General features: G+C 68.6%; 22 protein-coding genes and 1 riboswitch. Of the genes, 15 read left to right on the top strand and 7 right to left on the bottom strand.

Annotated elements, in window-relative coordinates; translation table 11 throughout:
- Positions 1–108: 108 nt before the first annotated feature.
- The 5 genes from QNO08_RS14845 to QNO08_RS14825 all read left to right on the top strand — a co-directional run bounded on the left by QNO08_RS14845 (position 109) and on the right by QNO08_RS14825 (position 3,780).
- Positions 109–705 (top strand): hypothetical protein, encoded by a 597-nt coding sequence (locus tag QNO08_RS14845; RefSeq protein WP_229964716.1) that lies wholly within the window; start codon positions 109–111, stop codon positions 703–705.
- Positions 702–1,355 carry a hypothetical protein gene (locus tag QNO08_RS14840; RefSeq protein ID WP_229964717.1) on the top strand — a complete coding sequence of 218 codons (654 nt, stop codon included), beginning with the start codon at positions 702–704 and terminating at the stop codon, positions 1,353–1,355. Before QNO08_RS14845 ends, QNO08_RS14840 begins: the two co-directional genes overlap by 4 nt.
- 100 nt (positions 1,356–1,455) lie before the next feature.
- Positions 1,456–2,184 carry a histidine phosphatase family protein gene (locus QNO08_RS14835; RefSeq protein ID WP_229964718.1) on the top strand — a complete coding sequence of 243 codons (729 nt, stop codon included), beginning with the start codon at positions 1,456–1,458 and terminating at the stop codon, positions 2,182–2,184.
- Positions 2,168–3,043 (top strand): NAD(P)H-hydrate dehydratase, encoded by an 876-nt coding sequence (locus QNO08_RS14830; protein ID WP_229964719.1) that lies wholly within the window; start codon positions 2,168–2,170, stop codon positions 3,041–3,043. Before QNO08_RS14835 ends, QNO08_RS14830 begins: the two co-directional genes overlap by 17 nt.
- An 11-nt stretch (positions 3,044–3,054) precedes the next feature.
- Positions 3,055–3,780, top strand: coding sequence for a CPBP family intramembrane glutamic endopeptidase (locus QNO08_RS14825; protein ID WP_229965047.1), 726 nt, complete (start codon positions 3,055–3,057; stop codon positions 3,778–3,780).
- Positions 3,781–3,818: 38 nt separating this feature from the next.
- Here the strand turns inward: QNO08_RS14825 and QNO08_RS14820 are convergent, their stop codons facing one another.
- Both QNO08_RS14820 and QNO08_RS14815 read right to left on the bottom strand, forming a co-directional pair.
- A complete protein-coding gene (locus QNO08_RS14820; RefSeq protein ID WP_229964720.1) occupies positions 3,819–4,256 on the bottom strand; it encodes a VOC family protein in 438 nt (145 codons plus the stop codon).
- Between the two features lie 95 nt (positions 4,257–4,351).
- Entirely contained in the window at positions 4,352–4,735 is a 384-nt protein-coding gene (locus QNO08_RS14815; RefSeq protein WP_229964721.1) for a hypothetical protein, read from the bottom strand.
- Positions 4,736–4,750: 15 nt separating this feature from the next.
- Positions 4,751–4,887, bottom strand: a riboswitch (SAM riboswitch).
- A gap of 147 nt (positions 4,888–5,034) precedes the next feature.
- Here QNO08_RS14815 and QNO08_RS14810 point away from each other — a divergent pair.
- Complete coding sequence (locus QNO08_RS14810) at positions 5,035–6,411, top strand: acetamidase/formamidase family protein (RefSeq protein ID WP_284155609.1); 1,377 nt, start codon at positions 5,035–5,037, stop codon at positions 6,409–6,411.
- A 31-nt stretch (positions 6,412–6,442) separates the two neighbouring features.
- Here QNO08_RS14810 and QNO08_RS14805 read toward each other — a convergent pair whose 3' ends face one another.
- Positions 6,443–7,462 (bottom strand): LLM class flavin-dependent oxidoreductase, encoded by a 1,020-nt coding sequence (locus QNO08_RS14805; RefSeq protein ID WP_229965048.1) that lies wholly within the window; start codon positions 7,460–7,462, stop codon positions 6,443–6,445.
- A gap of 88 nt (positions 7,463–7,550) precedes the next feature.
- Here QNO08_RS14805 and QNO08_RS14800 point away from each other — a divergent pair, with 88 nt between their 5' ends.
- Positions 7,551–8,102: an RBBP9/YdeN family alpha/beta hydrolase gene (locus tag QNO08_RS14800; protein ID WP_229964723.1), complete on the top strand. Its 552-nt coding sequence runs from the start codon at positions 7,551–7,553 to the stop codon at positions 8,100–8,102.
- A 10-nt stretch (positions 8,103–8,112) separates the two neighbouring features.
- Positions 8,113–9,180 (top strand): ATP-dependent DNA ligase, encoded by a 1,068-nt coding sequence (locus tag QNO08_RS14795; RefSeq protein WP_229964724.1) that lies wholly within the window; start codon positions 8,113–8,115, stop codon positions 9,178–9,180.
- A gap of 40 nt (positions 9,181–9,220) precedes the next feature.
- Here QNO08_RS14795 and QNO08_RS14790 read toward each other — a convergent pair whose 3' ends face one another.
- Positions 9,221–10,306, bottom strand: a complete 1,086-nt coding sequence (locus QNO08_RS14790) for an SGNH/GDSL hydrolase family protein (protein WP_229964725.1) — start codon at positions 10,304–10,306, stop codon at positions 9,221–9,223.
- An 819-nt stretch (positions 10,307–11,125) separates the two neighbouring features.
- Between QNO08_RS14790 and QNO08_RS14785 the strand changes: the two genes are divergently transcribed.
- Entirely contained in the window at positions 11,126–11,857 is a 732-nt protein-coding gene (locus tag QNO08_RS14785; protein ID WP_229964726.1) for a DedA family protein, read from the top strand.
- Positions 11,858–11,880: 23 nt separating this feature from the next.
- Here QNO08_RS14785 and QNO08_RS14780 read toward each other — a convergent pair whose 3' ends face one another.
- Positions 11,881–14,052, bottom strand: a complete 2,172-nt coding sequence (locus QNO08_RS14780) for a S9 family peptidase (protein WP_229964727.1) — start codon at positions 14,050–14,052, stop codon at positions 11,881–11,883.
- A gap of 92 nt (positions 14,053–14,144) precedes the next feature.
- On the opposite strand from QNO08_RS14780, the gene QNO08_RS14775 reads away from it, so the two are divergent.
- The gene (locus tag QNO08_RS14775; protein WP_229964728.1) at positions 14,145–14,999 is read left to right on the top strand and encodes a patatin-like phospholipase family protein; all 855 of its coding nucleotides are present in this window, start codon (positions 14,145–14,147) and stop codon (positions 14,997–14,999) included.
- 22 nt (positions 15,000–15,021) lie between these two features.
- Here the strand turns inward: QNO08_RS14775 and QNO08_RS14770 are convergent, their stop codons facing one another.
- Both QNO08_RS14770 and QNO08_RS14765 read right to left on the bottom strand, forming a co-directional pair.
- Positions 15,022–15,744 (bottom strand): hypothetical protein, encoded by a 723-nt coding sequence (locus tag QNO08_RS14770; RefSeq protein ID WP_229964729.1) that lies wholly within the window; start codon positions 15,742–15,744, stop codon positions 15,022–15,024.
- The gene (locus QNO08_RS14765) at positions 15,731–16,108 is read right to left on the bottom strand and encodes a PadR family transcriptional regulator (protein WP_229964730.1); all 378 of its coding nucleotides are present in this window, start codon (positions 16,106–16,108) and stop codon (positions 15,731–15,733) included. The genes QNO08_RS14770 and QNO08_RS14765 overlap by 14 nt, the downstream gene beginning before the upstream one ends.
- A gap of 246 nt (positions 16,109–16,354) precedes the next feature.
- Here QNO08_RS14765 and QNO08_RS14760 point away from each other — a divergent pair, with 246 nt between their 5' ends.
- The 5 genes from QNO08_RS14760 (at position 16,355) to QNO08_RS14740 (ending at position 20,170) form a co-directional block, all read left to right on the top strand.
- On the top strand, positions 16,355–17,122 hold the full coding sequence (locus tag QNO08_RS14760) for an enoyl-CoA hydratase/isomerase family protein (protein WP_229964731.1): 768 nt from the start codon (positions 16,355–16,357) through the stop codon (positions 17,120–17,122).
- Positions 17,123–17,303: 181 nt separating this feature from the next.
- The gene (locus QNO08_RS14755) at positions 17,304–17,951 is read left to right on the top strand and encodes a hypothetical protein (protein WP_229964732.1); all 648 of its coding nucleotides are present in this window, start codon (positions 17,304–17,306) and stop codon (positions 17,949–17,951) included.
- Positions 17,952–18,021: 70 nt separating this feature from the next.
- A complete protein-coding gene (locus tag QNO08_RS14750; protein ID WP_229964733.1) occupies positions 18,022–18,723 on the top strand; it encodes a copper resistance CopC family protein in 702 nt (233 codons plus the stop codon).
- A gap of 160 nt (positions 18,724–18,883) precedes the next feature.
- A complete protein-coding gene (locus tag QNO08_RS14745; RefSeq protein WP_229964734.1) occupies positions 18,884–19,138 on the top strand; it encodes a DUF6480 family protein in 255 nt (84 codons plus the stop codon).
- Between the two features lie 183 nt (positions 19,139–19,321).
- A complete protein-coding gene (locus QNO08_RS14740) occupies positions 19,322–20,170 on the top strand; it encodes an MBL fold metallo-hydrolase (RefSeq protein WP_229964735.1) in 849 nt (282 codons plus the stop codon).
- The last annotated feature ends 33 nt before the right edge of the window (positions 20,171–20,203 follow it).

Genomic DNA, 20,203 nt, shown 5'->3' with positions numbered 1-20,203 from the left:
ATCAGCGCCGTCACCGCCCGTCCTGCACCCCGTGCGGCGGGTCGGGGGTGCACCGGAAACCCGGGGGTGTTGGTATTGTTCTCCATGAATTATCAATGGGGGAGTGTTGTGGGGAAACGGACGAAGGTCACTGCTGCCGGGACTGCCTTGGAACGCCTGAAACACGCGCGGATCCCGGCATCTGACGCGCACCGGGAAGCCACTGGGCAGTTGGAGTACTTGGACGGGCAGATTGAGCATCTCACGGGCCTTGCCGCCCGGTTCGCACGCCGCAGGAACCACCTGCTCGCCGCCGCCGAAGCGCAGCCGCAGGATGCCGGCTCTGCCGCGGACCTGGCAAGCACCGCGGAGCGGCTGCAGGCCGACGTTGAGCAGGTCAAGGCCGGAGTCATTGAAGCCCGCGCCGCCGCAGCGGAACGGCAGCAGAGCACCTCGGAAATGCTGGCCAAAATCGATGCCGCCGCCGACCGGCTTTCCGAGGCCATGCTGGAACAGGCCAACACGGCCAAGCTCCGCGAGCTGAAGCGCGGATACAGGGACCGGCTGCGGACCGTGGGTGCGCATCTGCCCGGCCATGCGCCCGCCGTGTTGCCGCCCATTCCGGCCTCCGTGACCTGGGAGCTGGAGGGCAGAGTGCGTGACGCCACCCGGCTGACCTACGAGGCGGAAGCCCTGACCGCCCTGCAGCGGGAGCCGGTGCAGTGAAAACTCTCCACTTCCCGTTCATTACCAGTACCGGCACCTACAGCTGGGTACGCCTGATCCTTCGGGCAACAGCAGTGGCAGCCTTGGTGATTGCCGGCATATGGCCGGGGAGCCTTTTGTCCTGGCTGGTCGTCCTGATGCTCCTGCGCGAAGTGTTGAGGGTGGTGATCAGCTTCTTCGCCTGCCGGTACGACACTAAGTCCTTCGTCTTCAAGCTCAAGGAGCAGTTTCCCGGCACGCCCGCCGTCACGGCCAAGGACTTCAAGCACCTGGTGCGAACCGGACACCTGGCAGTGGACTGCGGCGCCGGATCCTGGCTCTTCCTGTCCCTCAGCGAGGGGGTTCCCCTGAGAGGCCTGAAATCCGGTTACAAGGTGACGGGCCGGAACCGGCACGGCGACTTCGGGCTGGCGGAGTTCGACGCCATCATGGATTCCCTCGTCTTCAGCGCTCCGGTGGCCGCCGCACTGAAGGCGGTCAAATCCGAAGAGCGGAAAATTCCTCCGGCGCCGCCCGGGCCTCGCCTCCCCGGCTCCCCGCGCGAGCCCCAACCGAAGACCTTCAACAAGAAGTTGGCAATCGCCAGCGGCCTGTGGCACGGATTATTCGGCAGCGACAAGTGGGACGAACGCCTCACCGCCAACGGGTAGCAGGAAGGGCCGCGCGGAGATGGTCAGGAAAACGCCGCCCGGACGCAGGCCCCGGCAGCGGCAACGACAACGGCAACGGCCTGCAGAGTAGAGTCGGAGAATGGGTGCAACTGAACTGATCCTCATCCGGCACGGTGAAAGCGCGGGCAACCTTGCCGCCACCGCAGCGATGCGCTCCGGCGCTGAAGTCATCGACATCGACCTGCGCGACGCCGACGTTCCGCTCAGCGACGACGGCGTCCTCCAGGGGGAGGCACTGGGCCGCCTCTTCGACGGCCTGCCGCGAGCTGAACGCCCCGACTCCGTGTGGTGCTCGCCCTATCTGCGGGCCCGGCAGACGGCCGAACTGGCCGGACTGCAGGACCTGCGCGTTGACGAACGGCTGCGCGACCGCGAGCTGGGCATCCTGGATCTGCTGACCTCGGCGGGCGTGACCGCCCGGTTCCCGGATGAGGCGCAGCGCCGGAACTGGCTGGGCAAGTTCTCCTACCGTCCGCCGGGAGGGGAATCCTGGGCCGATGTGGCGCTGCGGCTGCGGTCGGTCCTGCGCGACCTCGACGAGGACGAGGACGGCGGGCGGGTCGCCGTCGTCTGCCACGATGCGGTGATCATGCTGATCCGCTACATCTGCGAACGCCTCAGCGAGCAGGAGCTGCTGGAGATCGCGGCAAGCACCAGCGTCCGCAACGCCTCCGTCACGCGGCTGGTTCGGCCCTCCGGGCACGGCCGCTGGACCCTGAAGAGCTTCAACGCCGTGGACCATCTGGAGTCCGGCGGCGCCCCCGTCACCGAGCATGCAGGAGATGAAGAGCATGTCCAGCCCCGCTGAAGTCGTAACACCGGCACTGCTGAAGAACTGGCAGGTCAACCGGGACGCGGCCGACAAGTCTGACCGCGGCACCGTCCTGGTGGTTGGCGGGGCACGGTTTTCGCCGGGCGCCGCGATGCTGGCCGGGCGGGCGGCGCTGCGGGTCGGCGCCGGCCGGCTGACGCTGGCCGTGGCGGAGTCCGCCGCGGTGGCCGTCGCGGTGGCGGTGCCGGAATCGGGCGCCGTGGGACTGCCGGAGGACGACGGCGTCATCTCCGGCGAGCGGGCGGCGAAGGCTCTGGCCGTTGCCTTGGAAAGCGCCGACGTCGTGGTGATCGGACCCGGCCTCGACGACGCCGAGCAAGCCGCCGAGCTGCTCCGGGGGATCGGTCCGCTGCTGAACGATTCCGCCGCCGTCGTCCTGGATGCCTTCGCCCTCGGCGTGCTGCCCGGGCTGCCGGAAGTCTACGAACCCTGGGCCGGGCGCCTGGTCCTGACGCCGAACAAGAACGAAGCCGCGCGCCTGCTGGACGCGGATCCGGAGGCCGACCTCGAGATGGAGCAGGCCGCCGGCGACATCGCTGCCAGGTACCAGGCAGTGGTGGCCCTGCACGGGCTCATCGCCGCCCCGGACGGGCGCCGCTGGGAAATTCCGGCCGGAAATCCCGGGCTGGGCACCTCCGGCAGCGGCGACGTCCTGGCCGGCGCGGTCGGCGGATTCCTCGCCCGCCAAGCGTCCCCGGAGCAGGCCGCCTGCTGGGGCACCTACCTGCATTCCACGGCCGGCGACCGGCTTTCCGCAGCCCAGGGGCCGTTGAGCTTCCTCGCCGGAGAGCTGCTCGAAGCGATGCCCCGCGTGATGGCGGAGCTGACCGTCTAGCGGTGCCGAGAATGAACCGGCCGGCGATCCTGCCCCTGCCCTACACCTTCACGCCCCGGGACGGGTTTGCCGCCGGGTTCTATGTCCTGTTCCTCCTGATCTTCAGCTTTGCCCCGGGCCTCGGCGTTCCCGGTCTGATGCAGCTGATCCCTGATCCGCTGCTGGCCGGCTACGCCGTGAACCTGGCGTTCTACCTGTCCGCAGGCGCGCTGGCGGCCTGGGCGTCGTGGCGCTATGCGGTGCGGGAAACCCGGATCCTGGCCACCCGCCCGTGGCTGACCCTGGCGATCATTCCCGGCGGCGTTTTCGCGATGCTGCTGCTCACCGCCGTCGTCGTCCTGATTTCCGGCCCGCCGGAAACCGCGGTGAACCAGGAAGCGGTTGAGGGGCTGGTCGTCTCCCTGCCTCCGCTGCTGATCATTCCCCTGCTGGTGGTGATTGCGCCGTTTGTCGAGGAGTACATCTTCCGCCACCTGCTGATCGGCAAGCTCAGCAAATACCTCAACATCTGGGTCTGCTGCCTGATCTCGCTGCTGCTGTTCGCCGGGATCCACATCGCGGGGAAGGAATCGCTGACGTTGCCGGTGCTGCTGCCGTACCTGGCCATGGGCGCGGTTCTGGTGGGCATCTACGTCTGGGCGGGGAACAACTTCATCCTGTCCTACGCGGTCCACGCCGCGAAAAACCTGCTCGCCGTCCTGCTGACCTACGCGATCCCGGCAGAGCTGCTGGGATAACTGTTGACGGTGCGGCATTGGATCCGCCGGTCGGGGGACTAGGCGATGCAGAATTCGTTGCCCTCGGGGTCGGCCATCGTGTACCAGGAGGACGGACCCTGCTCGGCTGCGTAAAGGAACGTGGCACCCCGAGCCTCCAGCGCGGCGCGCATCGCGTCCTTGTCTCCGCCGTCGAGGTGGATGTCCAGATGGATGCGGTCCTTCACCGTCTTCGGTTCGGGCACGGGCTGGAACAGGATTCGCAGGCGTCCCGGGGAACCCACCTCGCTTTCCCGGCAGATTGCGGCGCCGTCGCGCCACCTGCGCTGTCCGTTGTGCTCGATCAGCAGGTCCGGGCTTACGGCGCCCTGTTCCAGCGAGGAATCGATCAGGGCCTGGTCGAGGGGCTCCGGGACCCAGCCCAGGGTTTCGGCCCACCAATCGGCCTGGGCGTGGGGGTCGGCGCAGTCAACACATATCTGGATATTGAACGTCATGGGCAGGAGCCTAGCCAGCGGCAGGCTCCCGCCCGGAAGGATTGCGGACAGTTACTGTCCGCAGACGCCGGCGGCCCGGAAGCGATCGCCGGGGGTCAGCCCCGCAGCTCTTGAGCGGCAGCGCCGGCGCCTGCGGCGATCCGTTTACAGGGATGCACCCTTTCCGGCGTGGCCAAGTAGAAAAAAGAGCGCCGGGCCGGGCTGTCGAAGCCGCCGGGCACCAACAGCGACGAGTAGCGTGCGCACCACTGCGCCTCTCCGCCGGAATGCGCCAGGGCCAGTGCCAGGGCGGGGATATCGTGGAACCACATCAGCTGCTGCTCACCGTCCACAATCAGCTGGATCAGGTCCAGCTCAACATCGGCATAGGCCCGGGCATCCACCCAGTCATCAAAACCGGCCAGCTTCTTGCCGTGGATGAGGTGGACGTTGTGGCCGGGGGTGAAGCTGACGCAACGGGTGTCACTGGAAACGCTCACAGCGTGGTCCTTTACAGAGTGTCCTTGCCCGCGCCGGGCGGCAGCGGGCCGCTTCGTCATCCGAACCACCCGCCGAACAATGGGGTTGGTGTGAGGCCAGTCGGAGCTTTTCCGGCCGGACGAATCCGGGCCGGTGGCCACCTCTCGTGAAGCTGAGACCACCCTAGCGCACGACGCCGACACTGGGAACCGCCGTGGTCCGCCGTGATGTGCGTGGCCCGTTCATCCGCCGGAAACAGCCTCGAAACTCCGTTTGGCTAGCTTGATGGCACGAGCTATTGGAGGACACGATGAACCGAATGCTGATTGGACGCGAGGCCGCAGCGGTACTCACCAAGGGCCTGGGCCGCCGGGGATTCCTCGGAGCCGCGGCGGGTCTTGGCATGTTGGCGGTGGGGTCGGGATGCAGTGCGAAACCGGTGCAGGATTCTTCCGCGGCAGCTGCGGACGCCGGTGCTGCCGGGTCGCCCGGGTCGGCCGGCCCGAGGTCGGGGGCCATCCTGCAGCCGCACTCCGGAGACATGCCCGGGGACCTCTATCTTGCCTCCACCCCGGAGGAAGTGCTCTGGGGTTACGTGCCGGCCGTGCATGCCACGCCGGTGGCCCGGATGAAATCCGGGCAGACCGTCACCATCGACGCCCTCTCGCATGAGGGGATCCTGGAGGACCAGGGCCGGGATCCGCTGTCCTTCTTCGGCGGCCACGGCGTCGCGGCGGACGGGGTGCTGCAGGACGCCGTGGACATCGCCGCCGGCTACAACCGCACGCCGCGGAACTTCGACACGGACGGGCCGCACATCGTCACCGGTCCCGTTGCCGTGGAAGGCGCCGAGCCCGGCGACGTCCTGAAGATCGAAACCCTCGCGGCCGTGCCCCGGGTCCCCTACGGCGTCGTCTCCAGCCGCCACGGCAAGGGCGCGCTCGCGCTGCAGAACGGCCCGGCCGCACCGGAGGGCATCACCCTGGAGGAAGTCATGCCGCCGGCGGCCGCGGACAACCGGTCCTCGGGCGTCCCGACGGACTACGGCAACGTCTCGGTCTTCACCGCAATCGAGGACGGCAAGGGCGTGATGACCAGCGGCGACATGAAAATCCGCTTTCCGCTGCGCCCGTTCATGGGCATGATGGGCGTGGCCTTCTCCGAGAACGAGGGCCTGACCGGCCCCGAGGCCAACTCAGTGCCGCCCACGCTCGGCGGCGGCAACATCGACATCCGCCATCTGGGCCCCGGGTCCACCTTTTACCTGCCGGTCAAGGCCGACGGCGCCCTGTTCTACGTGGGCGATCCGCACATGGGCATGGGCGACGGCGAAGTGGCGCTGACCGCCATGGAAGGTTCCCTGCGCGGCACCTTCCGGCTGACCGTCTGCAAACCCGGTTCGGGGGACGCGCCGGCCCTGGCCCACCGGTATCCGTTCGGCGAAACCGCAGATGCCTGGATTCCCATCGGCCTCTCCGACCCCGACGGCCTGGGCGCCGGTGGGGTGAGCAGTGACCTGAACGTGGCCATGCGGCGGGCCGTGGTCAATGCCCTGGACTTCCTCGAGCAGGAAAAAGGCATGGACCGCGCCGTCGCCTACGCCTACCTGTCCGCCGCCGCCGACTTCGCCGTGTCCCAGGTCGTGGACCGGACCGTGGGCGTGCACGGGCTGATCCGCAAGGCCGACTTCGGCTGATGCCTCAGCCGAAGGGGTCGGCGCCGAATGTTCAGCGCCAGCCGGCCGCCGGAGCGACATGCTTGAGGATGCTCTCCAGCAGCTGCACGTTGTAGTCAACGCCCAGCTGGTTCGGCACCGTGATCAGGACCGTGTCCGCGGCCTGCACCGCGGCGTCGCCGGCCAGCTGGGCCGCAATCACCTCCGGTTCACCGATGTAGCTCTTGCCGAACCGGGCCAGTCCGCCGTCGAGCCGGCCCACCTGGTCCCTGGTGTCGGCCTGGGCACGCAACCCGAAATACCGGCGGTCCTCCTCGGTAACCAGGGGAATGACGCTGCGGCTGACGGATACGCGCGGCGTTCCCTCGTGCCCGGACTCCGCCCAGGCGGCGCGGAACACCTCAATCTGCTCGGCCTGGAGCTGGTCAAAGGGCACGCCTGTGTCCTCGGTCAGGAGGGTCGAGCTCATCAGGTTCATGCCCTGCTGGCCCGTCCACTTCGCCGTGGCCCGCGTTCCCGAACCCCACCAGATCCGGTTGCTCAGCCCGGGGGACTGCGGTTCCACCGGCAGTGTTCCGGAGGCACCGGTCATGACCGGATCGGAGGCCGCCAGACCGGCGCCGGCGATCGCGGCGCGGAACACCAGGGTGTGCTTGCGGGCTTCATCGGCGTCGGTGCTGCCGTCGGCCGGCACATAGCCGAAGGCCTCGTAGCCGCGCAGCGCGGGCTCGGGGGATCCCCGGCTGAGGCCCAGCTGCAGCCGTCCGCCGCTGATCAGATCCGCCGCCGCGGCTTCCTCGGCCATGTACAGCGGATTCTCGTACCGCATGTCGATCACCGCGGTGCCCAGTTCCAGCCGGCTGGTCCGGGCGGCCAGAGCGGACAGCAGCGGGAACGGTGCGGCGAACTGCGGCGCGAAATGGTGGACCCGGAGGTAGGCGCCGTCGATGCCCAGCTCCTCGGCCGCCACCGCCACATCAATCGTCTGCAGCAGCGCGTCCCGGGCGGTGCGGACAAAAGATCCCTGCACATCCCGGTAATGTCCAAAGGACAGGAAACCGATCTTTTTCATGTTCAGCACAGCGCCGGTTTCCCAAGAGATATTCCCCCGGATGCTCCGGAGTCCCGAGCGTCCGGCGCACCGGAAGCGAGGAAGAAACATGCATCTGACCATGGTCCCCGGCATCGGCGGCTCCAACGAAGCACACTGGCAGAGCCTGTGGCAGGACGGTGAGCCGGACGTGTCCCGGATTTCGCCGTCGTCGTGGGACGACCCGGAGCTGGAAAACTGGATGGAAGCGCTCGACGCCGCCGCCGGGCCCCGCCGCGGCGACACCATCCTGGTGGCCCACAGCCTGGGCTGCCTGGCCGCCGCGGAATGGCTGCTGCGCCATCCCGGCGGAGCCCGCGGCGTGCTGCTGGTCGCTCCGCCGGATCCGGCCGAGCCGGAGTTTCCGGACAGCGCGGCGTCGTTCCGGAACCCGCGGCTGCAGCCGCTGCCGGTGCCCGCGCTGCTGGTCGCCAGCGAAAACGATCCGTACTGCCCGCTGCCGGCCGCGCGCGTTCTGGCCCTCGGCTGGGATGTTCCGCTGATCGACGCCGGCCCGTTTACCCACCTCAACGACGAAAGCGGCATCGGCGACTGGCCGCAGGGCCGGCACCTGCTCACCGCCTTCGCCGCCGGGCTGGGCGCCAGCGTGTTCTCCGGGTAAGAATGGGCCCATGAAACTTCCGGTACTGCCGCCCGTGGCCCCGATGCTGGCCAAAGCCGTGAGCACCCTGCCCGAGGGGGACTACTCCTACGAGCCCAAGTGGGACGGCTTCCGCTCGATCATCTTCCGCGACGGTGAGGAGCTGGAGATCGGCAGCCGCAATGAAAAGCCGATGACCCGGTACTTTCCCGAGCTGGTGGAGGCGCTGAAGGCCAATCTGCCGGAGCGCTGCGTGGTGGACGGCGAGATCATCCTGGTCAGTGCTTCCGGGAAACGGCTGGACTTTGAGGTGCTGCAGCAGCGCATCCATCCGGCCGCCATTCGGGTGAAGCTGCTCGCCGAGCAGACGCCGGCGGCATTCGCGGCCTTTGATCTGCTGGCGCTGGAGGACACCAGCTACTTGGACCGTCCCTATGCCGAACGCCGCAGCGCCCTGGAACAGGCGCTGGCCGGCGCCGCGGCTCCGGTGTACCTGACCAACCGCACCACCGATCCGGCCACGGCGCGGCGCTGGTTCGGGGAGTTCGAGGGGGCCGGACTGGACGGCATCATCGCCAAGCCGCTGGGGGACGTTTATTCGCCCGGCAAGCGAGCCATGGCCAAGTTCAAGCACGAACGCACCGCTGACTGCGTCCTGGCCGGCTACCGGGTGCACAAGAGCGGGCCCGACGCGGTGGGTTCCCTGCTGCTGGGCCTCTACAACGACGACGGCGCCCTCACCAATGTGGGCGTCGCCGGAGCCTTCACCATGGCTCGGCGGCGTGAACTGTTCTCCGAACTGCAGCCGCTGATTTCCGACTCCGCCGAGCATCCCTGGACGGCGGAGAAGCAGGAAACCGGGACCCGTACGCCGCGCAACTCCGAGGGCAGCCGCTGGAGCGGAGACAAGGACCTGTCCTTCGTGCCGCTGCGGCCCGAGCGGGTGGTGGAGGTCAAGTACGACCACATGGAGGGCGAACGCTTCCGCCACACCGCCCAGTTCCTGCGCTGGCGTCCGGACCGCGCGCCGGAGTCCTGCACCTATGACCAGTTGGAGGAGCCGGTGAAGTTTGACCTGGCCGAGGTGCTGATCAGCTAGCGGCGGTGCTGATCAGCTGGCGGCCGGAACCCGGCCTTTCCTAACCGCGTCCGCGGCAGCCCCGGCCGTGCCCGTCCCTGTCGAACAGCTCCACTGTCTCCGTGATGGCTGCCAGATAACCCTCGCGGTAGCCGGCGGCAGTGGGATGCAGGCCAAACGGTTCAGTCGCAGGGACGATCCAGGAATCCGCGGAGCCGATTCCGTGACCGGTGAAGACCTCCGTGACATCCACGAACGTTCCGTCACCAACCTGCCCGGCGACCAGCGCATTCAATATGTCGGTGCCGGCGTTGAACAGGTTCTGCGCTTCAATGCTCAGTACGCCGGGGGTGGTGCCCTCGAACAGGTGCGGATAGCCGGCCACCACGAGTTCAGCCCGCGGCGCGGCCGCTTCGATGGCGGCGAAGCTCGCCTGCAGCTGGGGAACGACGGCGGTCTCCGCGTACTCCTGTGCCGCGGCAATTGCCGGGGCACAGGCGGCCGGCAGCACCGGCCCGGCGCACGCCGCCGCCACCGGGCCGAACAGCACATCGTTGCCGCTGATCGTGACCGTCACCAGATCGGTCCGGTGGTTCAGCAGATCCGCGGAAACGGCGGCGGAAATTTGCTCCGGCAGATCCACCGGACCGGCGGGCGGTGCCGGCGGCGTGGTCAGGGCGGTGGCACCGGTACAGGACTGGTTGCTGTCCAGCTCCACGCGCGGCAGGGCATCCAGCAGGGCCGGATATCCCTCGGCGGTGCGGCCGCAGGCGTCCAGGGCCGGCCCGCCGCCGACGCCCGCGGCGAAGGAGTCGCCAAACGCCACGTAGTCGACGGTCCGGTCCCTGCCGTGGCCCTTGCCGCCGTGGTCGCCGTGGCCGTGGCCCTTCCCGCCGTGGCCGTGGCCGTGGCCCTTGCCGTCGCCTCCGCCGGCCCAGCCGCCGCCGCGTCCGTCGGGCTGTGCCTGCTGTCCCGAGCCGCCCGCCGGGGCCGACTCTGCCGCAGTTGCCGGCGCTGCCGCGGCGCCCGGCAACAACCCGGTGAGGCTCAGTACCAGCGCGCCGATGAATCCTGCCCGGCGCAACCCGGGTGGCGGCGTGGGCGTGGGATGAAGGCTGGTCGTGGCGCTCTGGTCCAAATCGCGCATGGCAGTTCCTTTGCTGGTCCGGATGTGCGACACCAAACTAGTCCGGCGGAGGGCCCGGGCAGGAGTCCCGGAGCGCAGAAGCGGGTAAATTCCCCGTTGTTGCCGTGCTGCTTTGGCGAGCTTGCAGGGCGTGCGGCGCCAAGTGTCTCCTGCCCTGTCTTCCTTCCCATGCCTGCCCTCCTGCCCTGTCTGCCTGCCAAGGGCGCGGGGGTTGCGGGGCGCCGTCGTACTTGCGGCGCTGTCATCAGCCCGCTCCAGCGCACGGGTTCCCACTGTATGAGCACTCGTGGGGCTGGTGGGGGCCCAGGAGGCAACACCTGCCACAGAGAGTGGGAACCAGTGCGTGCCGGGTGCGGCAGCTCAGACCCGGGCAGGGTTATTGCCCGCGGTCGTCGTTTCGGTTCCCGACCCCGGTCGTGCAAGGCCGCCGTCGCCATCGCCGTCGCCGTCGCTCCGCCGTCGCCGTCGCTCCGCCGTCGCCGTCGCTCCGCCGTCGCCGTCGCTCCGCCGTCGCCGTCGCTCCGCCGTCGCTCCGCCGTCGCTCCGCCGTATCGACCGCGGTGCTGTCGTTGGCCCGCTCGCGCGCACGGGTTCCCACTGTTTGAGCACTCGCGGGGCTGGTGGGGCCCCAGAAGGCAACACCTGCCACAGGGAGTGGGAACCTGTGCGCCACGCACGAATTGACGGGGAGCAGTGGTTAATGCGCGGGTTTGTGCAGCGGCGGGACAGCGCACACCGCAGTGCCGTAGGTTGAAGGCGTGACTGCGTGTGAGGCTGGGGCCAACGGCGGGAAAATGACTCTGATGCACCGGGAGCCACGTGCCTGACTGGCTGGATCCACAGGTGTTCCTGGCGGATCCGGCGCTGGGGCCGTGGGTTGTCCTGCTGGTGTGCGCCATCGTGTTTGCCGAAACCGGACTGCTGGTCGGTTTTTTCCTGCCCGGCGATACCCTGCTGTTCACTGCCGGGCTGCTGGTGTCCACCGGAACGGTTGACGCCAGTGTGTGGGTGCTCGGGCTGCTTATTTCAGCGTCCGCGTTCGCCGGCGACCAGCTGGGCTATTGGATTGGCAGGACGGCCGGTCCCACGGTGTTCTCCCGGCCGGAGTCGCGCATTTTCCGGCGCGAGAACGTGGACCGGGCCGAGCAGTTTTTCGCCCGTCACGGCGGCAAGGCGGTGACCCTTGCCCGGTTCGTGGGAATCGTGCGGACCTTCACTCCGGTGGTGGCCGGGGTGGCGAGGATGCGCTACCCCGTGTATGTGGCATTCGACGCCGCCGGTGCCCTGCTCTGGGGGATGGGGCTGACGCTGCTGGGCTACCTTCTGGGGAACCGGTTCCCCTTTATCCGTGACCATCTGGACCTGCTCATCGTGGGAGTCGTCCTGCTCACCACAGCGACCATTGCGCTCACGCTGCTGCAGCAGCGCCGGTCCGGTGCCTCCGCCCCGGCCCGGTCCCGGGCCCCGAAGCCGGCCCCGAACAAGCCGGTCCGGAACAAGCCGGTCCGGCCCCGGGCACGGAACAAGCCGGCGCCGGAGCCGGGCGACTGAATCGCCCCGCTCCGGCGCGGTTATCAGTTCCGGCTGTCCGCGCTGATCGGCTCGGTGGCGCCGAGGGCGTCCAGCACAAACGCGTAGTCCCAGGCCCGGTCCTTCCACGCCTCGTACCGTCCGGACGCGCCGCCGTGGCCGCCGTCCATTTCGATCTTCATCACGATCGGCTCGGATCCGGTGGTCACCTCGCGCAGCTTGGCGACCCACTTGGCCGGCTCCACGTACAGCACCCGGGTGTCGTTGAAGGACGTCACCGCGGCAATGCGCGGATAGTCAACGGCCCGGATGTTCTCGTACGGGGTGTATTCCTTCATGTACCGGTAAACCTCGGGATCGGTGATGGGATTGCCCCACTCCTCCCACTCCAGCGCCGACAGCGGCAGCTCCGGATCCAGGATGGTGGTCAGGGCATCCACGAAGGGCACCTGCGCCACGATGGCCTTGTACTTCTCCGGCGCCAGGTTCGCCACGGCGCCCATCAGCAGGCCGCCGGCCGAACCGCCCATGGCCGCGATCCGGGAGGGATCCGCCCAGCCCGAGGACGCAATGTAGTCGGTCGCCGCCACGAAGTCGGTGAAGGTGTTTTTCTTCTGCAGCTTCTTGCCCTGGTCGTACCAGGTGCGGCCCATCTCGCCGCCGCCGCGGATGTGCGCGACGACGAACAGGACGCCGCGGTCCAGCAGCGACAGCCGGGCGACGCTGAAGGCCGGATCCATGCTGATCTCGTAGCTGCCGTAGGCGTAGACCAGGGCCGGATTGCTGCCGTCCTGCTTCAGTTCCGCGCGGCGCAGCACTGACAGCGGTACCCGGGTGCCGTCGTCGGCCGTGGCCCACGCGCGCTCCGCCACGTACTCGGCGGCGTTGTAGCCGCCCTTGACCGGCGTTTCCTTGCGCAGCTCCAGCTCGCCCGTGGCCAGCACGTAGTCGTAGACGCGCGGCGGCGTCAGGTAGGAGGTGTAGCTGAGTCTGATGATCGGGGAATCAAACTCGGCGTTGGCCAGGTTCGCGGTGTAGAGCTCCTCGTCGAAGGCCGGCTCCACCGGATCGCCCTGCATCTCGGTGCCCAGGCCCTCCAGCGGCAGGACCTGCACCCGCTCGGTGGTGTCCTTGCGGACCGAGACGATGACGTGGGTCCTGGTGACGGCCGCGCCGTTGACGCGGACGGCGTCGTCGTGCGCCACCACCGTGTTCCAGTGCTGTTCGGCCAGCGGCAGCGCGAAGTCAGCTTCGGCCACCAGCGAGAGCATGGAGTTCAGCGCATCCTTGTTGTGCGTGATCAGGTAGTGGCGCTCGCCGGCCAGGGTGACGGGCTCGGCCTCGTACAGGATGCGCTCGCTGCGCGGGATCAGGGTGCGGACCTCGCCGGCGGGATCCTCGAAGTCCAGGACGCGGTACTCGGAGTATTCGGAGTTGCTGATGCCGATCAGCAGCTGCCGGCGGTCCGCGGAGAGGTCGAAGCCGGTCCACATGGCGACGTCGTCCTCCTGGTAGATGACGACGTCGTCCTCCACCGGGGTGCCCAGCGTGTGCGCCTTGATCTGGTAGGGGCGCCAGGAATCGTCGACGACGGTGTAGAACACGCGGGTGCCGTCGGGGGAGAAGGCGAGGGAGTAAAAGACGTTGGCCACCGTGTCCGGCAGCAGCTCGCCGGTGCGCAAATCCTTGATCCGCAGGGTGAAGCGCTCGTCGCCGGCGTTGTCCTCGGAGTAGGCCAGCAGGTTCCCGTCCTCGGTCACGGCCAGCCCGCCGAGCGAGAAGAACGGCTTGCCCTCCGCCTCGGCGTTGCCGTCGATCAGCAGCTGCTCGCCGGGCACCGGAACGCCGGGCTCGACGACGGGCGGGGTCCAGTCCGCGTCCAGGTTCCCGGTGTCCTGCGCGGCCGTGCGGCAGTGGATGGAGTACTGCTTGCCCTCTTCGGTGCGGGTGTAGTACCACCAGCCCTTTTTGCGGGCGGGCACCGAGAGGTCGGTTTCCTCGGTGCGGTTCTTGATCTCGTCGAAGATTTCCTGCCGCAGCTTTTCCTGGTGCGCCGTGATCTCCTCCATGTAGGCGTTTTCGGCCTTCAGATGAGCCACGACGTCGGGGTTTTCCTTCTCCCGCAGCCACTCGTAGTCGTCAACGAAGGTGTCGCCGTGATGGACGCGTTCGGTGGGGACCTTTGGAGCAACGGGAGGATGGGAGGAAGTAGTCATGCCCCGAATATATCGACCCCTGTCCGGGGGACGAAGGGTCCCGCGCTGTTTATGCTGGGGGCTTACCGACGCGACCGGCAGGGGAGAACGCCATGGCAGCAGGGGAAGCGGGCAACACCGGCAGGGCTTTGGTGCTGGGCGGCGGAGGGCTGAGCGGGATCGGCTGGGAGATTGGCCTGCTGCTGGGGCTCGCGGAGCGCGGCGTGGACCTGACGGCGGCCGACGTCGTGATCGGCACCTCAGCGGGGTCGGTGGTGGGAGCCCGGCTGCGCAGCGGAGTGGCGCTGGAGGATGCCTACCGCCGGCAGCTGGAGCCGCCCGGCAGCGAAATTCCGGCGGTACTGAACCTGCGCAGCATTGTGCTGCTGGTGGGTCCGAAGCTGCTGGGCGGATCCGATGCCGCCGTCGGTCGGCGGATCGGACGGTCGGCGCTGCGGTCGCGGACCGTGGACCCGGACGTGCGCCGGGCGGTGATCGAAAAGCGGATCGGCAGCGGGGGCTGGCCGGAGCGGCCGTTGCTGATCACCGCGATTGATGCCGTCAGCGGGGAACGCCGGGTGTGGAACCGGAGCAGCGGAGTGAGCCTTGTGGACGCCGTTTCCGCCAGCTGCGCGGTGCCCACCGTGTGGCCGGCCATTCCGATCGCCGGACGGAAGTACATCGACGGCGGATCGGTGTCCTCGACCAACGCCGATCTGGCCGCCGGCGCCGCCGCTGTCGTCGCGGTGGCGCCCGTTGCGCAGGCGGTGCGCAGGCGCTGGGGCATCCATGCCGAACTGGCTGCCCTGGGTTCCGGAACCCGACGCGTGGCGCTCACCCCGGACCGCGCCGCAGCCGCAACCATGGGCCGGCACTCCCTGGATCCGGCCTGGCGGGCGGCTGCGGCCCGTGCCGGTTACGCTGCGGCGGCAGCCGAGGCCGGGCGAATCCGCGAAGTCTGGGCCTGACGCTGCGGTCAGGCTGAGATTTTCAGCGCAGCAGGAACCAGGCTGACACGGCGGCAGCGTTGAGGAACAGCAGCCAGTTGCCGAGCACGCCCAGCAGCGTATGGCCGAAGGACGAACGCGGACGGCCGGACACCGGCTCCACCACCGGGTCGTCCGCTGACTGCTTGCTGAACTGTCCCCAGAGGGAGGTGGCCAGCAGGACGGCGCCGCCGACCAGTGCCGTCGGGGCGGCCGGCAGCACAAAGAGCACCACGTCGCCGGCCAGCAGCAAGATCGCGACCTGCAGGCCGAAAACGGCAGCGCCGGCCAGACCCGCCCGCCAGAGCGGACCGCGGAGCAGGAACCCCATGTACAGCGGCGCGCAGGCAAGCAGAAGCAGTGCGGTCAGCACGATCAGGAATCCGGGCACGGTGACGTGGACGCTGGCTTCAGCGGAACTGACTGCTGCGGCCACCGCGAAGAAGCCGAGCAGGCCGAGGCAGGTGGGAACCATCAGGGCGGCCCAGGCGGAGCGCGACATGCGGCGGCGGGGCAGGTCCAGGCTCTCGGCGTAGGACCGAGGATCACCGAAAACCTCTGCGGGCGTGCCGCCGGCGTCGGCCAGGAATTCCTGAGCCGAGGCCACCGCATCGCCGATGGCATCGCCGGGCACGTCCAGAAGCCGCAGCTCCACCATGAAGTCGTCGAACCAGCGGCGCGTGGCCTTCACCGGCGTCGCGTTGTCTCGGTTGTCACGGATTTCCATCAGTGCCCCCTTCCGGGATCCGGGTATGGTGTCCGGGCTGGTTCAGATAGCCGTCCACGGTGGCGGCGAACCGGGCCCACAGCTCGCGCTGCTCGGCCAGTTCCCGGCGTCCGGGGGCGGTGAGGGAGAAGTACTTGCGGCCCGGACCGCCGTCGCCGGCGCGCCACTGCGTGGTGACCCAGCCGGCGGCTTCGAACCGGGTCAGCAGCGGATACAGAGTGCCGCCCTTGACGGTTCCGAAACCCTGCTCCTCAAGCTCAGCGGCGATGGCGTAGCCGTAGGTGGCACCGCCGTCGAGCGCCTTCAGGACGCTCAGGCCGAGCGTTGCCCGCATCCAGTCGCTGGGCCAGGAAGTGTTCTGCATGGCTAGATACTGACATGTACTAGTTCGGCTGTCTACCTAGTTGCAACTTGTGCGGCCGGCCCCTGCGGGCCGCCCACGAACGGCGTCCATCCGGCCGGCGCGGCGGGTGATGTGCCGCGTGCCGGCGCCGGGAGTGCTGCGGCACTTGCCGCGCAAAAGTTGTCAGCGGCACAGTGGAGAGGGACGAAAACTGCGCCGGCCCGCCAGCCGGGACGCCACCGTGGATTGCGACGCTGAGGAAACTCCATGATCGACCTGAACGTCAAGGATGGCATTGCCGAAATAGTCCTGAACGCACCCCGCAAACTGAATGCCCTGAACGAGGCGGACCTGACGCAGCTGTCGCAGGCGTACGACCACGCTGCCTTTCCCGGAGTGCGCGCGCTCCTGCTGCGCGGGGAGGGCCGGGTCTTTTGCGCCGGGCGGGACATTTCCGGCGTCGACCCCGCCAACGATGACGCCTACGCGTATCTGGGGGAGCGGTTGACTCCGCTGATGCAGAAAATGGCGGGGTTCCCGGCGCCCACCTTCGCCGCAGCGCACGGCGCCTGCCTCGGAGCCGGGCTCGGCCTGCTGGTCGCCACCGACGTGGTGTACGTGGCCGGGAATGCCAAGATCGGATCCCCGTTCGCCAATCTGGGCGCCACCCTGGATTCCGGCGGCCACTGGCTGTTCACCGAACGGCTCGGCGCCCACCGGGCGCTGGACCTGATCTACACCGGCGACCTGATGAGCGGGGCCGAAGCCGTGGCCGCCGGTCTGTTCAGCCGCACCTTTCCGGCCGATGCCCTGTTGAAGCAGACCCGCGAGATCGTGGCCCGGGTGGCCCTCGGGTCCATCGGGGCCATGCGGGTTTCAAAAGCGCTGGTGGCCGAGATCCGTGACTCCCGGATCGGACTGTGGACGGCCATGGAGGAAGAAAGCCGGGCGCAGGGCGTCCTCAGCGGCACCAGGGACTATGCCGAGGGTTTCTCCGCCTTCATTGAGAAACGCAAACCCCTCTTTCAGGGCTGACCACTTGGAGAGGGTGCGGCGGCGTGGATGCCGGCGCACTGCCACGGCGCAGCGCCTCGCGCCTCGCGCCTCGCGCCTCGCCGTCACCGTATTCGACAACCTGTAGAAATGCGGGAAGAATGTTCTGCAGCCGGAGCAGGACATTGTGTCCGCCCGGCCCAAGTCATATCCGGGAGGGATCATGAGCACGCGCGCCGCACGCCTGATGCGCGGCTGGGCCGCAGCACTCGTGGCCACCGCCGTTGCGGCAACCTCCCATGTCCTGGCCGGCGGCACCATTCCGCACCCCTCCATCGTGCTGCTCTGCTTGGCGCTCTCCGCGATGGTCTCCTGCGCGCTGGCAGGCCGGTCGGTGTCACTGCCGGGCACCGCCGGGGCGGTTCTGGCCAGCCAGGGGATCTTCCATCTGTTCTTCACCGTCGGCGGTGCGGGAATCCCCTCCGGCTCCCTTCCTTCCGCTGCCGCGAACCAGTCCGGTCACGCGGCCCACGCGGATCCAGGCGCCCTGGCGCAGTTGGCAGAGGCCGGACAAGCCGGGGCCGGGATGGCTGCTGCCGGACATTCCTCGGCGCCGATGTGGATCGGCCACCTGCTCGCCGCAGCCGCTACCGTGGCAGCCATCCGCAACGGCGAGGCCGCCCTGCGGCGCATTCTGGAAGCCATGCGGCTGCGGATCACCGCCATCCTCCCGATTCTCCTTCCGCTGCCCCTTGGCCCGCGGATCCCCAAGCTTTCCACCCTGGTTCCGGTTGCTCCCCTCGGGAATCTCGGCGTCCCTCTGCTGGCGATGCGACATCGGGGACCGCCGGCTGCTGCCGCCTCCCTCTAGGCCCGCGCAGATCCGCACGCGCCTTCCCTCTCCAGCAGTCGCCGGCACCACGCCGGCGCAGGAAGCAGCCATGTCTTCGTACCACCCGCTCAACCCGTTCCAGTCTTTGTCCCCGCAAACCCGCGGCTCCTCCGGCTCTTTGCATCCGGTGATGGTCCGCGCCCTTGTGCTCGCCGCCCTGCTGTTTGCCGGACTCAGCGCGGTGTTGGCCTCGGCCCCGCCCGCACACGCCCATGACGAGCTGGTCGGCACGGTACCCGCCGCAGGAGAGCGCCTCGACGCGGCTCCGGCGGAACTGGAACTCGCCTTCAGCTCCCCGCTGATGGATCTGGGCAACCAGATCCTGGTGCTGGACGCTGACGGTCGGAACTGGGCGGAAAGCGCCCCCGTCCTGACCCGCGAAACCCTCGTTCAGCCGCTGCCGGCCAACATGCCCAACGGAGAATACTCGGTGCGCTGGCGTGCCGTCTCCTCTGACGGGCACCCGATCACCGGAAGCTACGAGTTCCTCGTCGGCGCCGACGCCGTTGCCGGCTCCGCCGCCACTGCGCTGCGGGCCGAATCCGGCGCCGCAGCACCGGACGACGGTGCCTCGGACGGCGCCTCGGAGGGCGCGGAAACCGCTGAGACCGCCGACAGCACCGAGGCATCCGACGACGGCGGACTTCCCGCCTGGCTGGTTCCCGGAATCCTTGGCGGAGTGACCGGCCTGGTCATTCTGGCCGTGTACTCAGTCGTGTCCCGCAGGCGGGCGCGGAACGGGAACGAGTAACCGCCAGCGGCCGGGCCCGGAGCCGGGCCCGGGGCCGGCGGGAAATCCGGGGTTGTCTCACCGGCCGGCCCGGACTAGGTTGGAAGCTGATGATCAGCATGCTGATGATTCGCCGCCAGGTTCCGTTGGCGGCGGTCGGCACGGATAGATGGAGGCAGACATGGCGGACAGCTATGATCCGAACAATGACCCGGCCAATCCCGACAAGCCCAAGGACGCCGGGAAAAACCTGCAGGACAACGCCCGGGAAGGCTCCGGCAACGCCGCGTCCAGCACCGAAAAGGGCGAGCATGCCAATCCTGATCCCGCGGCCGGCAACATCACCGGCCTCGAGCCCGGCGGCGGCGTTCCTCCGGGGGAGACTCCTCCCGCGGAAGACCAGATGAGCATGGACCAGGGGCACGACGAAGACTGACAGTCCCCGGCACGACGACGGCGGCGCCCCGCGCCCGGAATCATTCCGGTGCGGGGCGCCGCTTTTTTGTGTTCGCCGACCTTTGACCGGCCGGTTCCGCAACATTGCGTTCCGGCATGCTCCGCCGGCGTGGCCGCGATAGGTTGGAGGAAACAGCAGCTCACGGACCCAAAGGACGAACCAATGACCGACGCAACCGGGCAGAAAACCGCAACGTGGCGGGAGGTGGCTCCGCGGGTACTCGTGCGCACCAACCCCGGGTTCGGCATGAACACCGGCCTGGTCATCGGCGACGAGCGCGCCCTGATCATCGACACCGGCGCCGGCCCGCGGCAGGGAGCGGCCATTCTGGAGGCCGTCCGGGAACACACCGATCTTCCGTTGACGGTTGTGAACACACACGCTCACTTCGATCACTGCTTCGGCAACGCCATCCTTGCGGCCAGCGGCGTCGAGGACATTTGGGCCACCAGCAGCTGCGCCGCCGCCATCAGCGAGCACGGTGACTCCCAGCGCTCCGCCGTCGCCGCCCTGGAACCGGAGATGGCCGCCGGCAGCGGTGCCCACACCGCCATCCTGGCGCCCAACCGGCTGGTGGACGGCGCTCCGGTGGACCTGGACCTTGGCGGCATATCCGTCACGCTGTTCCATCTGGGCCGCGGCCACACAGACCATGACCTGCTGGTGGGCGCCGGAGACGTCCTGTTCACCGGAGACCTGGTGGAAGAGGGCGCCGACCCGTCCTTTGAAGATTCCTTTCCCAAGGAATGGATCCGCACGCTGGGCAAAATGGCTGCCCTCGACGATCTGTACAGCCTGTTCGTGCCCGGCCACGGCGCTCCGGTGACCGTGGACTTTGTGACGACGCAGATGAACAAGATGCGTGCCGCCGTCACCGTCACCCGCAGCGCCATGGAGCAGGCCTCCACCGACATGACCAAGGCCATCCCCATCCTGCCGTACGGCCCGGAACAGTCCCGATCCCTGCTGATGCGGTTGCGGACCCTGGCCCGCTGGAAATGGCTCAAGTGATCGGAAACTGCAACCAGCCGGAAATTCCTCAAA

Source organism: Arthrobacter sp. zg-Y820 (assembly GCF_030142155.1).
Lineage (GTDB): Bacteria > Actinomycetota > Actinomycetes > Actinomycetales > Micrococcaceae > Arthrobacter_B.
The sequence above is the reverse complement of the archived record's forward strand: the minus strand, read 5'-3'. Positions and strand labels throughout refer to the sequence as shown.

Bases quoted from the DNA above. Each gene is read 5' to 3' on its own strand.
- QNO08_RS14835 (WP_229964718.1), top strand. From the start codon at position 1,456: ATGGGTGCAACTGAACTGATCCTCATCCGGCACGGTGAAAGCGCGGGC.
- QNO08_RS14830 (WP_229964719.1), top strand. From the start codon at position 2,168: ATGTCCAGCCCCGCTGAAGTCGTAACACCGGCACTGCTGAAGAACTGG.
- QNO08_RS14825 (WP_229965047.1), top strand. From the start codon at position 3,055: ATGAACCGGCCGGCGATCCTGCCCCTGCCCTACACCTTCACGCCCCGG.
- QNO08_RS14820 (WP_229964720.1), bottom strand. From the start codon at position 4,256: ATGACGTTCAATATCCAGATATGTGTTGACTGCGCCGACCCCCACGCC.
- QNO08_RS14810 (WP_284155609.1), top strand. From the start codon at position 5,035: ATGCTGATTGGACGCGAGGCCGCAGCGGTACTCACCAAGGGCCTGGGC.
- QNO08_RS14805 (WP_229965048.1), bottom strand. From the start codon at position 7,462: ATGAAAAAGATCGGTTTCCTGTCCTTTGGACATTACCGGGATGTGCAG.
- QNO08_RS14800 (WP_229964723.1), top strand. From the start codon at position 7,551: ATGCATCTGACCATGGTCCCCGGCATCGGCGGCTCCAACGAAGCACAC.
- QNO08_RS14795 (WP_229964724.1), top strand. From the start codon at position 8,113: ATGAAACTTCCGGTACTGCCGCCCGTGGCCCCGATGCTGGCCAAAGCC.
- QNO08_RS14790 (WP_229964725.1), bottom strand. From the start codon at position 10,306: ATGCGCGATTTGGACCAGAGCGCCACGACCAGCCTTCATCCCACGCCC.
- QNO08_RS14780 (WP_229964727.1), bottom strand. From the start codon at position 14,052: ATGACTACTTCCTCCCATCCTCCCGTTGCTCCAAAGGTCCCCACCGAA.
- QNO08_RS14775 (WP_229964728.1), top strand. From the start codon at position 14,145: ATGGCAGCAGGGGAAGCGGGCAACACCGGCAGGGCTTTGGTGCTGGGC.
- QNO08_RS14770 (WP_229964729.1), bottom strand. From the start codon at position 15,744: ATGGAAATCCGTGACAACCGAGACAACGCGACGCCGGTGAAGGCCACG.
- QNO08_RS14765 (WP_229964730.1), bottom strand. From the start codon at position 16,108: ATGCAGAACACTTCCTGGCCCAGCGACTGGATGCGGGCAACGCTCGGC.
- QNO08_RS14760 (WP_229964731.1), top strand. From the start codon at position 16,355: ATGATCGACCTGAACGTCAAGGATGGCATTGCCGAAATAGTCCTGAAC.
- QNO08_RS14755 (WP_229964732.1), top strand. From the start codon at position 17,304: ATGAGCACGCGCGCCGCACGCCTGATGCGCGGCTGGGCCGCAGCACTC.
- QNO08_RS14750 (WP_229964733.1), top strand. From the start codon at position 18,022: ATGTCTTCGTACCACCCGCTCAACCCGTTCCAGTCTTTGTCCCCGCAA.
- QNO08_RS14745 (WP_229964734.1), top strand. From the start codon at position 18,884: ATGGCGGACAGCTATGATCCGAACAATGACCCGGCCAATCCCGACAAG.
- QNO08_RS14740 (WP_229964735.1), top strand. From the start codon at position 19,322: ATGACCGACGCAACCGGGCAGAAAACCGCAACGTGGCGGGAGGTGGCT.